We start from the raw sequence: 14,063 nt of genomic DNA on the forward strand, positions 1-14,063 counted from the left end.
GGCTCGGTCTCCCTACGGTTGCAGCATGCAGACCGACCAGACAGACCAGAGCGACCAGACCGACACCGCAGAGGTGCCAGCGCGACTCAGCGTCTCCGTGATCGTGTTCATGGCGACGGCGGCCGCCGTCGGCACCGCGACCATCTACCCGATGCAGCCCGCGATCACGACGGTGGCCGACTCGCTCGGCACCGACATCGCGTCCATCGGACTGGCTCTTGCCGGCGGCCCCGTCGGCTACATGATCGGACTCGCACTTCTCGTGCCTCTGGTCGACCGGCTTCCTCCGGGACGTGTCCTCGCCGCGCAGTTCGGGGTCCTGGCGCTCGGGCTCGCAGTCAGTGCTGCCGCCGGCACCGTGACGCTCCTGGCGGCGGGGATGGTCGTGATCGGCGCATGCTCATCCGTCGGGGCCGGTCTGAGCTCGTTCGCAGGTCGGCTGGCGCCGGTTCGACGGCGTGCCACCGTGCTGGGGACGGTGACCGCAGGCATCTCGGTCGGGGTCCTCGGCGGTCGAATCGTCGGTGGCTGGCTGACCGGCGAGTTCGGATGGCGCGTGATGCTGCTCGTGCTCGCCGCCACCTGTGGACTCATCGCCCTGGGCTGCGTGCTGGTGCTGCCCGACGCGGCGGTGGCCGGCGGTCGTGGCTATCTCGCTTCGTTGCGATCGGTACCGGGGCTGATCGTTCGCCACCCTGTTCTGCGTTCTGCCGCTCTGCGGGGCTCCTTGTGGTTCTTCGCGTTCTGCACGGTGTGGGCCGGCATCGCCGTAGCGCTGTCTGAGGCGCCCCACTCCTTGTCGGCCGGGCAGATCGGCCTGTACGCACTGGCCGGCCTGTCGGGCCTCCTGGCCACGCAGGTCGCCGGAAGGTGGACCGACCGGGTGGGCGCTCGACGCGTGACCCTGGTCGGCCTCCTCCTCGCCGGAGCGGCCGCGGTCGCCGTCGGGTTCAGCCTCTCGAACACCGTGGTGACCTTGATCTGTCTCGCGATCTTCGACGCCGGGCTGTTCGCCGCCCAGGTCGCCAATCAGAGCACCGTCCTGGCGATCGACCCGGCTGCACCGGCGCGCTTCAACAGCGCCTACATGCTGGTCTACTTCGTCGGGGGCAGCCTCGGCACCGCATGTGGTGTCGCGGCCGTCGAGTGGTTCGGCTGGCCCGCGACCGCCCTGGTCGCCGCCGCGGCCATCGTTACGGCAGCTGCTCAGATGAGACCTACGTCTGGTGGACGTACGCCTCGAGCTGGTCGCGCTCGAAGGCGAGCTGGTCGATGCGGTGCTTGACCAGGTCGCCGATGCTGACGATGCCGACCAGGGCGCCGTCGGCCACGACCGGCATGTGCCGGATCCGGCGCTTGGTCATGATGCCCAGGATCTCGTCGATGGTGGCCTCGGGAGCGCAGGTCTCGACCTCGGCCGTCATGATCGAGGAGACCTCGGCGGCGAGGAGCGCGTCGTTCTCGTGCAGCCGTCGCACGACGTCGCGCTCGGAGACGATCCCGGCCACGGCGGTGCCGTCGCCACTGACGACACAGGCACCGATGCCGTGCTCGGCGAGCACGCCGAGCAGGTCACGCACGGTGGCGGTTGATGCGATCGTGACGACTTCTGCGATCGCCTTGCGAGTGAGTACGTCCGCGATCTTCATGCATCAACGGTAGCGGCTGTGACTCGCGTCACGCCAGAGGTTGGTGTGACAGCGTCACTCGGTTGCCGGACGACGGAACGCGGTGACCGACCCAGGCTGAGCGGCCGGCCAGTCGGCGTCGTTGTTGCCGTCGGGGAGCCCGCCGAGGAAGGAGAGCACCGCGTCGTGCAAGTGTCCGTTGGTGGCCAGCGCGTTGCCGCCCCACGGCCCCGGGTCGCCGGCCAGCGAGGTGAACTGCCCGCCGGCCTCACGCACGATGATGTCCAGCGCGGCCATGTCGTAGAGCTCGAGCTCCGGCTCGACCGCGATGTCGACCGCACCCTCGGCCACGAGCATGTAGGACCAGAAGTCGGAGTAGGCACGGGTGCGCCAGCAGCTCCGCATCAGCGCCAGGAAGTCCTCGAGCCGCTCGCGCTCCTCCCAGCCGTGCAGCGAGGAGTAGGACATCGAGGCGTCCTCCAGGCGGCGTACGTCCGAGACCTGGCAGCGGGTCGACTTCATCAGCGACTTGCCGGTGTGGGCGCCCTGGCCCTTCGCCGCCCACCAGCGCCGCCCGAGCTGAGGCGCGGAGACGACCGACATCACGACCTCGTTGTCGACGGCGAGCGCGATCAGGGTGGCCCAGACCGGCACGCCGCGCACGAAGTTCTTCGTGCCGTCGATCGGGTCCACGATCCAGCGCCGGCTGGAGGAGCCGGAGGATCCCGACTCCTCGCCGGTGATCGCGTCGCGGGTGCGTGCGCGGGAGAGCGTGCGCCGGATGGACTCCTCCACGGCCTTGTCCGCGTCCGAGACGGGGGTGAGGTCGGGCTTGGTCATGACGTGCAGGTCGAGCGCCTTGAACCGCGACGTCGACAGCGAGTCGGCGTCGTCGGCCAGCAGGTGCGCCAGCCGCAGGTCGTCGTTGTAGTCAGGAGTGCTCGCCACGAGGATCCACTCTAGTGGCTCCGCTCTCCCTGCGAACCCTCCCCTGGTAACCGGTTCCCCACGAAAACACCGGCCGGGGCATCGATGGCTCGGCCGGTCAGAGGGCGTACGTCGGCACCGACCGCGCCTCGAGCAGGCGACGGAACGAGGCGACCCGTTCCGGATCGAGCCTCCCGTCCTCGATCGCGATGTCCAGCCCGCACTCCGGCGCATCGGCGGCGTGCGAGCAGCCGCGCGGGCACTCGGCCGTCGCCTCCTGCAGATCGGGGAAGGAGACGATGAGCCGTTCCGGCTCGACGTGCGCCAGCCCGAACGTACGGATCCCCGGGGTGTCGACGATCCAGCCGTCCCCCGGGAGCCGCAGCATCAACGCCGATGTGGAGGTGTGCCGTCCGCGCCCGGTGACCGCGTTGACGTGCCCGACCTCGCGGTCGGCGTCGGGAACGATCGCGTTGACCAGGGTCGACTTGCCCACCCCGCTGTGGCCGAGGAGGACCGACGTACGTCCGTCGAGCTTCTCCTGCAGCGCGCTCATGTCGCCGCCGCGCTGGGTCACCACCCACGGCACCCCCAGCGACCGGTAGATCGAGACGAGCGACTCCGGGTCGGCCAGGTCGGCCTTGGTGATGCACAGCAGGGGGTCGATGCCCGCCTCCAGGGCAGCCACCAGCGCGCGGTCGATGAACCCCGTACGCGGCTCGGGGTCGGCGATCGCGGTGACGATCACCAGCTGGTCGGCGTTGGCGACCACGACCCGCTCGACGGGGTCGTCGTCGTCAGCCGTACGCCGCAGCACCGTCTCCCGGGTCTCGACCTCGACGATCCGGGCCAGTGCGCCCTCGGCCCCCGAGGTGTCGCCGACGACCTTCACCCGGTCGCCCACGACCACACCCTTGCGGCCGAGCGGGCGGGCCTTGACCGCCCACACCTCGACGTCCGGGGCCTCGTCCATGACCAGCGTGAACCGTCCACGGTCGACCGTGATCACCCGCCCGAGGTCGGCGTCGTCGTAGCTGGGGCGGTCCTTCGTCCGCGGTCGGGTGCGGCGCCGGGGACGGTCGTAGTGCTCGACGTCCTCGGTCCCGTAGCGCCGCTGTGCCTTCGCCATCAGGATGCTCCCGGCGTGGGATACCCGGTCGACCGGGTATCCCTGGACTGGGCGGTCACTGAAACACCCGACAAGTCCACGAAGTGCCCGTCAAGTACTACCGGCGATCTCATCGGGAGGACCTCAGAAGAGTCCCGCCCAGAAGGGCGCGAAGTCGGTGAAGGTCTTGGAGGTGGTGGTGATGTTCTCGACGAGGACGTCGTCGACGGCAGCGCCGATGATCACGCCGGCGTGCGCCATCCGGTGGTCGGCGTAGGTGTGGAACACCCCGCCGTGAAGCGTCGCCGGCCGGATGGTCAGGCCGTCGGGGTGCTCGGTGACGTCGGCCCCGAGTGCGCCCAGCTCCTGGGCGAGCGCGGCGAGCCGGTCGGTCTCGTGGCCGCGGATGTGGCCGATGCCGGTCAGGTGCGAGGGCGTCTCCGCGAGGGCGCAGAGGGCCGCGACCGCCGGAGTGAGCTCGCCGATGTCGTGCATGTCCAGGTCGATCCCGATGAGTCGCTCGGGTCCGGTCACGGTGAGCCCGTCGTCGCCTACCTGCACCTCGCAGCCCATCAGCGAGAGCACCTCGCGCAGCTGGTCGCCCGGCTGGTCGGTGGCCTCCGGCCAGTCGCGCACGGTCACCGTACCGCCCGAGACCGCCGCCAGCGCCAGGAACGGGGCCGCGTTGGACAGGTCGGGCTCGATCGTGCGGTCCAGGGCCTTGATCGGTCCCGGTGCCACGGTCCAGCGGTTGGCGTCTGAGTCGTCGACCGCGACGCCGTGCTCGCGCAGCATCGCGACCGTCATGTCGATGTGGGGGAGCGAGGGCACCGGCTTGCCGTCGTGGCGGATGTCGATGCCCTGCTCGTAGCGCGCCCCCGCCAGCAGCAGCGCGCTGATGAACTGGCTCGAGGCCGAGGCGTCGACCACCACGGTGCCGCCGGGCACCGCACCGGCGCCGCGGATGGTGAACGGCAGCCCGTCACCCTCGATGTCCACGCCGAGGTCGCGCAGCGCGCGCAGCACCTCGCCGACCGGCCGCTTGCGCATGTGCGGGTCGCCGTCGAAGGCGATCGTGCCGGTGGAGAGCGCGGCCACCGGAGGTACGAACCGCATCACCGTCCCCGCCAGCCCGCAGTCGACCTCGGCGTCGGCGCCGAACACGCCAGGCGTCACGACCCAGTCCTCGCCCGAGGTGTCCACCTGCGACCCCAGCGATGTCAGTGCTGCCGCCATCAGCAGCGTGTCGCGCGAGCGCAGGGCACGACGTACGACACTCGGCCCGTCCGCGATCGCGGCCAGCAGCAGCGCCCGGTTGGTGAGCGACTTGCTCCCGGGCAGCGACACCGTCGCCGTCACCGGACCGCGCGCCAGGGGCGCCGGCCAGGGGTCGGCCGGTCCGTTGGCAGGGTCAGCGGCACGGTCGGTCGTCGTAGTCACAGGTCCAACTTTAGAGGTTCTGAGAGCCAGGGCGGCCGCCGGTCACCGGGGATGGAACCGGCGACGGGCTCAGTCGATCCCGAGCGCCTTCAGGAAACCCTCCCAGGTCAGCCCGCCGGTCGCGGAGCCGCGCTCGACCTCGAGGTCCTCGTCCGGGTCGGCGCTGTCGCTGGGCTCCTCAGGCTCTTCGGGCAGCGTGGGACCCTCGCTCGGGCTGCCCGGGTCGCTGGGCAGATCCGAGGAGGGAGTCGGCACCTGAGGTACGTCCGGAGTGGTCGGCGGCGTGGGCACCTGCGGGACGTCCGGGGTCGTCGGCGGCGTGGGCACCTGTGGCACGTCCGGCGTCTCGGTGGGAGAGGGCGTCGGGGTCGGCGTGGGCGTCGGGGTCGGCGTGGGCTCCTCGCCGGCGGACCCGGAGACGCTGTCGTGGTTGTTGCTCGCGTCGCTGTCTTCGTAACCGGCCGGGACGATGCGGGCGTCGAAGGTCCAGGTCTCGCCCGCCTTCGGGATGAAGTTGACCTGTGCCGCCGTGCCGTCACCGGCCAGCTCGCACTCGTAGGAGTAGGTGCTGCCCGTCGGCGGGGGAGCGAAGGTGCCGCAGGCCTGCCAGCCGAGGTAGGCCGGCTCCATGCCCGTCACCGTGATCATGAGCTTGGTCGACCGGCCGGTCGCGGGCTCGGGGAGGCCGGTGACCTCTGCGGTGGCGGCCACGTAGCTCGCCCACCCGGACAGCCCGAGGAACGACGCACCGAACCCGCCGTCCTGCTGGTAGGCGCTAACCGCGACTTTTGGGTCGTGCTTCGGCGCTTCTTCCTCGAAGGTCACCTCCACAGCACCGACGTCCTTGCCGCCGTGGCCGTCCGAGATCCGATAGGTGAAGGTGTCGCCGGCGCCGTCGTAGCCGGGGGTCATCGTGTAGACGACCTTGCCGTCGACGATCTCGGCCCGGCCGTGCGCGGGCTGGTCCACGATCTCGACCAGGTCGAGGGTGTCGTCGTTGTCGTCGGTGTCGTTGGCGAGTACGTCGATGGTGCCCTGCGCCGTCGACGGCTGGTTGCCGTTTCCGTTGCCGTTGTTGCCCTGGCCGTTGCCGTTCGACCCGGGAGTCCTGGTCAGTGTCGCGTCGTCGCCGACGGCCTTGGGGTCGGCGTTGGGCGTGGTCACGTCCACGGTGCCGGCGACCTCGCCGCCGTTGCCGTCGGTGAGGACGTACTCGATCGTGTCGGTCCCGCGCCAGCCCTTGTCGGCGACGTAGGTGACGGTGGTGACCGGCTCACCGGCCATCCGCAGGCCACCGAAGATCACGCCGCTGGGGCCGCGGCCCTTGCCGCCCGAGGACGTGCCGCCCACGGTGACGGCGCCGTGGGCGGGGGCGCGGACGTTGGCCTCCTTGACCGAGAGCGAGTCGCCGTTGGCGTCGGTCGCGCCCTGGGTCAGGTCGATGACCGCCTTGCCACCCGGAGCGACCTGCACCTCGGGCAGCGGCGAGGTGATGACCGGTGCCTCCTGGGTCTGGGCCGGGGCAGTGTCGGTGGGCTGGTCGGCCGGCTGATCGGCGGGAGGCGCGGCCGGAGGTGCGGCCGGCGGGGGCGCCGGCTGGTCGGCGGGCGGCGCGGCCGGCGGCGCGGCCGGAGGAGCCGCGGGCGCCGGGTCGGCGGGTGCCTCCGCAGCGGGCTCTTCCGCGGCCGGCACCTTGGGCGCCGGATCACCACCGGTGAGCGCGAACCCGGCGACCACGGCCGCGGCGGCCGCGACACCGGCACCACCCGCGACCGTACGTCCCACCGGATCGCCCAGCACCCAGTCCCTGACCCGCCCGAAGAAGAGCACGACACCGCCCTTGGCGGCGACACCGCCACCGACGGCGAGGTAGCCCGCCCCCGCGGCGCCGAGCAGAGCCGGAGCGAGCCAAGCACCCATCCCGGAGTTGACCTCGGTGAGCTCGAGGTAGATCGCGGTGCACGGACGGCAGTCCTGCAGGTGGTCGTCGACCTTCTTCGAGTCGCGCTTGGACAGGCCGTTGCGGATGTAGGCGCCCAGGTTGGCGCGGGTGGTGGCGCAGGCCTCCTCGACGGCGTCCTGCGCGTGCATCGAGATGAAGGCCTGCTTGAGGCCCTCCCGGGCCCGGTAGGCGAGTGCGGAGACCGAGTTGGCGGACATGCCGAGCATCGGCGCGATCTCGGCGGGCTTCTGGCCCTCGACCTCGGTGTGCCACAGCACCTGCTGCCAGCGCTCGGGAAGCTGCTGGAACGCCTTCGCGGCCGCCTGGTTGTCGAAGCCCGACACCGCGGTGTCCTCGAAGGGCACCCCCGGGTCGAAGGGCGTCAGGTCGTCGGTGGTCGTGAGCTTCGAGGCGGCCCGGATCTTGTCCACGTGCAGCCGGCGCAGCGACGTCAGCAGGTAGGCGCGGAACGCCAGGTCGGGGCCACCGCCCCTCTGCAGCACGTTGAGCACCTTGGAGAACGCCTCGGAGACGAGATCGTCGGCGTCTCCCGGCGACACCAGCTGACGAGCGAGGCGGCGGGCGGCCTCGACATGGCGCTCGAACAGCGTCCCGTACGCATCCAGGTCACCACCGCGGACGGCGGTGATCAGCTCGGCGTCGCCAGGGGCGTCGAGGGTAGGTAGAGGGGTGGGGGTCGTTTCGCTCACGGCACCAGAGACGTTAGAAGGACGGAGGTATGACGCGGGTTGCGCCGACGGGAGACATGCGTTGTGCTAACGACTGCGGCGGCCGGCACGTCACGCCTCCTTCCCGGGATCGGACAACAAGTTTCGAGAAACCCGGAAAAGGTGGGTCTCTATCGCGTCATGCTCACCGATTTCGCCCGTCACGTCCACGTGAGCGCGCAGGAGATCGGCGCGCGCACCACTGTATCCATCACCCGACGATTTCGAACGAGGAACCACAGCAACGCCTGGAAACACGAGGAAAGAGGTGAGTCGTGCGGCTGTTCTCCCGGGGTTGGCGTGCGCGTGCGTCCACCCCGCCTGAGTCCACGGAGCTCTCCGATGAGCAGCGGGCGGCGCTCCCGCCGCGGTTCGAGGCCGTCGCCGAGGCGCTGGCCGAGCGGAGCAGCTACGTCGCCGAGGCCTGCTGGGTGGTCGGTCATGACCTCGCCGAGATCGGTGTACCGCTCGGGGAGAGCCTCGAGGACCTCCGGGCGACGACCCAGACCGTCCACAGCCGTGACCCGGCCTTCGCCGAGGTGCACGCACTCTCCGTCGCCTGGAGCGAGGCGACGCTCGGCTATCTGCACACCATCTCCTGCGCCGACCCGCTCACCGGTCTCTCCACCCTGGCGCACGTACGCGAGCGCATCTCCGATCTCTACCGCGAGGCCAAGGCGTGCAGCCACGCGCTGGTCGTCACCGACGCCCACGTCCCGGGCACCCGCGGGAAGACCGACAGCATCGCCACCGCCCGCCGGATGTCGCTGCTGGGCCAGACGGCCCGCACGGTCTTCGCCGGCGCGGCCGCCGTCGGACAGGTCGGTCACAGCCGGATGGTCGTGGTGGCCCCGCGCGACGAGACGCTGGTCAAGAGGCTCGGCCTCCTCAAGCGGATGGTCGAGCACAGCGCCGACCGGATCTGGATCGAGGGGCTTCCGGAGAACGACAGGTCCGCCGGCTTCCTGCTCGACGAGCTCGCCCGCGGAGCCTCGTAATACCTGGAAACAGCACGGTCCGGCGGCGCTAAGGTGAACGTATGTGCGGTCGTTACGCGTCCAGCCGCCAACCCGACGAGCTGGCCGAGGAGTTCGAGATCGATGAGCTGCGCCTGCAGGAGCCGCTCACCGAGAGCTACAACGTGGCTCCGACCGACCAGGTCTACGCCGTCCTCGAGCGCCCGCCCCACCAGGAGAACGCCACCACCGAGCGCCAGCTCCGCTCCGTACGTTGGGGCCTGGTTCCCTCTTGGGCCAAGGACGTCAAGATCGGCAACCGGATGATCAATGCCCGGATGGAGACGGTGGGCGAGAAGCCCGCCTACCGCCGGGCCTTCGCCAAGCGCCGCTGCCTGCTGCCCGCCGACGGCTACTTCGAGTGGTACGCCACCGACGCGAAGGACGCCAAGGGCAAGCCCCGCAAGCAGCCCTACTTCATCACGCCGAAGGACGGGGGAGTGCTGGCGATGGCCGGGCTCTACGAGCTGTGGCCCGACCCCGCCAAGGACGAGGACGATCCCAGCCGCTGGCTGTGGAGCTGCACGGTGATCACCACAGAGGCGGAGGACTCCCTGGGCCGGATCCACGACCGGATGCCGCTCATGGTCGAACGGGAGCGCTGGGACCAGTGGCTCGACCCGACCCGGCCCGGCGACGTGGACCTGCTGACCCCGGCGGCGCCCGGCCGGCTGGAGGCCTACCCGGTCTCGACGCTGGTGAGCAACGTACGCAACAACGGCCATGAACTCATCGAGCCACTGCCGCTCGAGGAAACCTGGTGATGACATGGGTGGAACCACGACGCAGATGATCGACACTCCCTACGGGGAGGGGCGGCTCTACACCCGCCGGGCGCGACGACCACAGGCGACGCTGCTGCTCTCCCACGGCGCCGGCAACGGCATCGACACCCACGACCTGATGGCGCTCAACGATGCGCTGCCGGCCCAGGGGATCACGGTGGTCCGCTTCGAGCAGCCCTGGCGGGTCAAGGGAAAGCCGGTCGCCACGCCGCCCAAGTCCCTCGACGCCGCGCTGACGCTGGCGGCCAACTGGATGCGAGTGCGTACGCCGCTGGTGGTCGGGGGCCGTTCGGCCGGTGCTCGCTCGGCGGTCCGCACGGCGCGCGGGTTCGGTGCCGCCGGAGCGCTCTGCCTGGCCTTCCCTCTGCACCCGGTCAGCAAGCCCCAGATCTCGCGTGCCCACGAGCTGCTGGAGGCGAGGGTGCCGACCTTGGTGCTGCAGGGCACCCGGGACAGGTTCGGCAGGCCCGAGGAGTTCCCCGAGGGGATCGAGGTGACCCCGATCCCGGGTGCGGATCATTCCCTCATCGTCGGCAAGCGAGGCCCGATCACCCAGGCCGACGCCGACGCGATCCTGGTCGAGTCCACCCTGGAGTGGCTGGTCCGCGAGGTCATCGCCTAGCTCGATCGCCTCGTTGAGCCCAGACCGTGGTGACTTTGCGGGCGGACGACGCGTGGCGGCGCTAGGGTTTACCACGTGGTAAACCCCCATCGACTGCGCAGCCAGGACTGGTTCGACAACCCGGCCAACCCCGCGATGACGGCGCTCTACATCGAGCGCTACATGAACTGGGGCGTGACGCGAGAGGAGCTCCAGTCGGGCAAGCCGGTGATCGGGATCGCTCAGACCGGCTCGGACCTGGCGCCCTGCAACCGGCACCATCTCGGGCTGGCGCAGCGCGTACGCGACGGCATCCGGGAGATGGGTGGGATCGCGTTCGAGTTCCCGGTGCACCCGATCCATGAGATGGGGAAGCGGCCGACGGCGGCGCTGGACCGCAACCTCGCCTACCTCGGCCTGGTGGAGGTCCTCTACGGATATCCCCTCGACGGGGTGGTGCTGACCACGGGGTGCGACAAGACCACGCCGGCCTGCGTGATGGCGGCGGCCACGGTGAACATCCCGGCGATCGTGCTCTCCGGCGGGCCGATGCTCAACGGCTGGCTCAAGGGGGAGCGCATCGGTTCGGGCACGATCATCTGGAAGGCCCGCGAGATGCTCGCGGCGGGGGAGATCGACGAGGCGGAGTTCACCGAGCTGATCGCGTCCTCCGCGCCGTCGCCGGGTCACTGCAACACCATGGGCACCGCGGCCACGATGAACAGCCTCGCCGAGACCCTCGGGATGAGCCTGCCCGGCTCGGCAGCGATCCCGGCACCGCACCGCGATCGCGGCCGGGTGGCCTACCTGACGGGCAGGCGCATCGTCGAGATGGTGCACGAGGACCTCAAGCCCTCCGACATCCTGACCAGGGACGCGTTCGAGAACGCGATCGTCGTGAACTCGGCGATCGGGGGCTCCACCAACGCGCCCGTCCACATCAACGCGATCGCCCGGCACGTCGGGGTTGACCTCGGCATCGAGGAGTGGGAGACGGTCGGGCACCGGATCCCGCTCCTGGTCGACATGCAGCCCGCGGGCAGGTTCCTCGGTGAGGAGTTCCACCGCGCGGGCGGGGTGCCGGCCGTCGTCCACGAGCTGATGCGTCACGGGCTGATCCACGAGCATGCCCTCACCGTGAACGGGCGGACCATCGGCGAGAACTGCCGTGACACGGTGAGCGAGGACGCGGAGGTGATCCGCGGCTTCGACAACCCGCTGGTGGAGGCCGCCGGCTTCATCGTGCTGACCGGGAACCTGTTCGACAGCGCGATCATGAAGACCAGCGTGATCTCGGAGGAGTTCCGGGATCGCTACCTCTCCGACCCCGAGCACCCGAACGTGTTCGAGGGCCGCGCGATCGTCTTCGACGGGCCCGAGGACTACCACGCCCGCATCGACGACCCCTCGCTCGAGGTCGATGAGGGATGCATCCTGTTCATCCGCGGCGTCGGCCCCATCGGCTATCCCGGCTCGGCCGAGGTCGTCAACATGCAGCCTCCCGCCGCGCTCATCGAGCGGGGTGTGCACTCGCTGCCCTGCGTGGGTGACGGCCGCCAGTCCGGTACGTCAGGGTCGCCCTCGATCCTCAACGCCTCGCCCGAGGCCGCCGCCGGAGGAGGCCTGGCACTGCTGCGTACCGATGATCGTGTCCGGATCGACCTCAACCAGGGACGGGCGGACATGCTGGTCTCCGACGAAGAGCTGGCCGAGCGGCGGGAGGCGCTGGGGGAGTTCCCGGTGCCGGAGTCGCAGACGCCGTGGCAGGAGATCCAGCGGTCCATGGTCGGCCAGCTCGCCGACGGCATGGTCCTCGAGCCCGCTGTGAAGTACCAACGCGTGGTGCAGACCAAGGGCACCCCGCGCGACAACCACTGAGGAGCAGACGATGCACCTTGTCCGATACGACAGCGGCAGCGGCCCCCAGGTCGGCGTGCTCAGGGACGACTCGATCACGCCGGTGAGCGGTGTCGGGTCCATGGCGGATCTCCTCGCGATGCCGCGCGACGAGCTGCGGGCCACCGTGGAGTCCGCCTCCGCCACGCCGCTCCCGGCGGCGTCCGCACGTCTGCTCGCCCCGCTGGACGGGCGGGCCGAGCTGTGGTGCGCGGGCGTCACCTACGCCCGCTCGCGCAGCGCCCGGATGGAGGAGAGCGCCGAGCGGTCGGTCTACGACAAGGTGTACTCCGCGCAGCGGCCCGAGCTGTTCCTGAAGGCGCCGGCCTGGCGTCTGGTCACCGCCGGCGAGCCGGTCGGCATCCGGGCCGACTCAGGCCACGACGTACCCGAGCCGGAGCTCGCCGTCGTGGTCAACGCCCACGGCGAGATCATCGGCTACACGGTCTGCAACGACATGAGCTCCCGCTCGATCGAGGGCGAGAACCCGCTCTACCTGTCCCAGGCCAAGGTGTACGCAGGTGCAGCGGCGCTCGCGGCAGGCATCAGGCCCGCGTGGGAGGTCCCTGAGCCCACAGGCCTCGACATCACCCTCGTGGTCCGCCGGAGCGGACAAGAGGTCGTCGCGGCGAGGACGTCGTCCGACCAGCTCGTCCGTCCGATCCAGCAGCTCGTCGACTACCTGTTCGCCGCCAACGACTTCCCCGACGGTGCGGCGCTGGCCACCGGCACCGGGATCGTCCCCGACATGGACTTCAGTCTCCAGCCCGGCGACCTCGTGGAGATCGAGATCGCGGAGGTCGGACGGCTCGTCAACCGGGTGGAGGCCGGGAAGGAGCCGTTCGCGTGGCTCAACCGTTGAGCGTCTGAGGCTCCACGGAGGGCTGCCTCGACGAGGTCTCCGGCGCCCCGGAAGCGGTCCCGCCGGAGGACTCTCGCACGATCACGTCGAAGGCAGCCTTGTGCAGACGTGCCGGCCGCGACGACCCGGCGCCCCACTCGATGCGCTCGACGAGCATGCTGACCGCCGTCTCCGCGATCTCGGCGCGGCCGGGGTCGATGCTCGAGAGCGAGGGGACGGTGAGGTGGCTGATCCTGATGTTGTCGAAGCCGATCACGGCGACGTCGTCGGGCACGACCCGCCCCGCCTCGCCGAGCGCCCGGAGCGCACCCAGCCCGAGTGCGTCGGTCAGGGTGAAGATGGCGTCGAACTCCAGCCCTGACTCGATCAGCTGGCGGGCCGCGTCGGCGCCGTCCTCCGGGTGCCAGGGCGCGACGACGCGCTCGAGCCGCGGATCGTGCTCGATACCGGCAGCCGCCAGGGCCTCCCGGTAGCCCTGGATCCTCAGGTTCGAGGGCCCCATCCGCCGGGTCTCGTCCTCCGGATGGGCGCCGATGACGGCGATCCGCCGGCGCCCCAGCGAGATCAGGTGCTCGACGGCCGCGCGGGCCGCGCTGACGTTGTGCATCGTCACGTGGTCGGTGGGTCCACCGAAGATCCACTCTCCCAGCATGACCATCGGGAAGTCGACGTACGCCAACAGGTCCCTGTCCTCGGTGCCGAGTCGCTCCGGGCTGAAGAGCAGGCCGTCGGTCTGGGGGAGCCCGTGGGTGAGGAGCTCGATCTCGTGCTCGCGGTCGCCTCCGAGCTGTCCGACGATCACGCTCAGCCCGCGCTTGGCCGCCGCCGCGATGACCGCATCGGCAAGCTCGGCGAAGTAGGCCTGCCTCAGCTCCGGCACCGCCAGGCCGATGACGCCGGTGCGGCCGGAGCGCAGGCCGCGCGCGGAATGGTTCGGCCGGTAGCCCAGCTCGGCGATCGCCTGCTGAACACGGGCACGCGTGTCCGGGTGCACGTTCGGATGGTCGTTGACCACGTTGGACACGGTCTTGGGCGAGACGCGGGCAACGGCCGCGACGTCGCGCATCGTCACAGCCATCGTCGCCTCGTGTTCCCTCGTGCCCCCGGTTCAGGGGGCAGCCTACATCGGT

12 protein-coding genes are annotated in these 14,063 nt (G+C 70.6%); 6 read left to right on the plus strand and 6 right to left on the minus strand.

All coding sequences use genetic code 11. From position 1 onward, the window contains the following. Window positions 1-25: 25 nt before the first annotated feature. Entirely contained in the window at window positions 26-1,285 is a 1,260-nt protein-coding gene (locus tag OG984_RS27220; RefSeq protein WP_328529215.1) for an MFS transporter, read from the plus strand. Here the strand turns inward: OG984_RS27220 and OG984_RS27225 are convergent. The 5 genes from OG984_RS27225 to OG984_RS27245 all read right to left on the minus strand — a co-directional run bounded on the left by OG984_RS27225 (window position 1,218) and on the right by OG984_RS27245 (window position 7,755). After that, the gene (locus OG984_RS27225) at window positions 1,218-1,649 is read right to left on the minus strand and encodes a CBS domain-containing protein (protein WP_328529216.1); all 432 of its coding nucleotides are present in this window, start codon (window positions 1,647-1,649) and stop codon (window positions 1,218-1,220) included. The two genes, OG984_RS27220 and OG984_RS27225, sit on opposite strands and share 68 nt — an antisense overlap. Window positions 1,650-1,703: 54 nt before the next feature. Further along, complete coding sequence (locus OG984_RS27230) at window positions 1,704-2,576, minus strand: inositol monophosphatase family protein (protein ID WP_328529217.1); 873 nt, start codon at window positions 2,574-2,576, stop codon at window positions 1,704-1,706. A 97-nt stretch (window positions 2,577-2,673) separates the two neighbouring features. Then, on the minus strand, window positions 2,674-3,684 hold the full coding sequence (gene rsgA, locus OG984_RS27235) for a ribosome small subunit-dependent GTPase A (RefSeq protein WP_328529218.1): 1,011 nt from the start codon (window positions 3,682-3,684) through the stop codon (window positions 2,674-2,676). 123 nt (window positions 3,685-3,807) lie between these two features. Next, on the minus strand, window positions 3,808-5,103 hold the full coding sequence (gene aroA / locus OG984_RS27240) for a 3-phosphoshikimate 1-carboxyvinyltransferase (protein ID WP_328529219.1): 1,296 nt from the start codon (window positions 5,101-5,103) through the stop codon (window positions 3,808-3,810). A 69-nt stretch (window positions 5,104-5,172) separates the two neighbouring features. Next, window positions 5,173-7,755, minus strand: a complete 2,583-nt coding sequence (locus OG984_RS27245) for a sigma-70 family RNA polymerase sigma factor (protein WP_328529220.1) — start codon at window positions 7,753-7,755, stop codon at window positions 5,173-5,175. Between the two features lie 293 nt (window positions 7,756-8,048). On the opposite strand from OG984_RS27245, the gene OG984_RS27250 reads away from it, so the two are divergent. The 5 genes from OG984_RS27250 to OG984_RS27270 all read left to right on the plus strand — a co-directional run bounded on the left by OG984_RS27250 (window position 8,049) and on the right by OG984_RS27270 (window position 12,933). Then, window positions 8,049-8,771: a hypothetical protein gene (locus tag OG984_RS27250; protein WP_328529221.1), complete on the plus strand. Its 723-nt coding sequence runs from the start codon at window positions 8,049-8,051 to the stop codon at window positions 8,769-8,771. A gap of 41 nt (window positions 8,772-8,812) precedes the next feature. After that, window positions 8,813-9,553: an SOS response-associated peptidase gene (locus OG984_RS27255; protein WP_328529222.1), complete on the plus strand. Its 741-nt coding sequence runs from the start codon at window positions 8,813-8,815 to the stop codon at window positions 9,551-9,553. A gap of 4 nt (window positions 9,554-9,557) precedes the next feature. Beyond that, a complete protein-coding gene (locus OG984_RS27260) occupies window positions 9,558-10,196 on the plus strand; it encodes an alpha/beta hydrolase family protein (protein WP_328529223.1) in 639 nt (212 codons plus the stop codon). A gap of 75 nt (window positions 10,197-10,271) precedes the next feature. Then, window positions 10,272-12,053, plus strand: coding sequence for an IlvD/Edd family dehydratase (locus tag OG984_RS27265; protein ID WP_328529224.1), 1,782 nt, complete (start codon window positions 10,272-10,274; stop codon window positions 12,051-12,053). 10 nt (window positions 12,054-12,063) lie between these two features. Further along, entirely contained in the window at window positions 12,064-12,933 is an 870-nt protein-coding gene (locus OG984_RS27270) for a fumarylacetoacetate hydrolase family protein (RefSeq protein ID WP_328529225.1), read from the plus strand. Here the strand turns inward: OG984_RS27270 and OG984_RS27275 are convergent. Beyond that, window positions 12,923-14,011: a LacI family DNA-binding transcriptional regulator gene (locus OG984_RS27275; RefSeq protein WP_328529226.1), complete on the minus strand. Its 1,089-nt coding sequence runs from the start codon at window positions 14,009-14,011 to the stop codon at window positions 12,923-12,925. The two genes, OG984_RS27270 and OG984_RS27275, sit on opposite strands and share 11 nt — an antisense overlap. Between the last annotated feature and the right edge of the window lie 52 nt (window positions 14,012-14,063).

Origin of the sequence: Nocardioides sp. NBC_00368, from assembly GCF_036090055.1 — a bacterium.
Lineage (GTDB): Bacteria > Actinomycetota > Actinomycetes > Propionibacteriales > Nocardioidaceae > Nocardioides.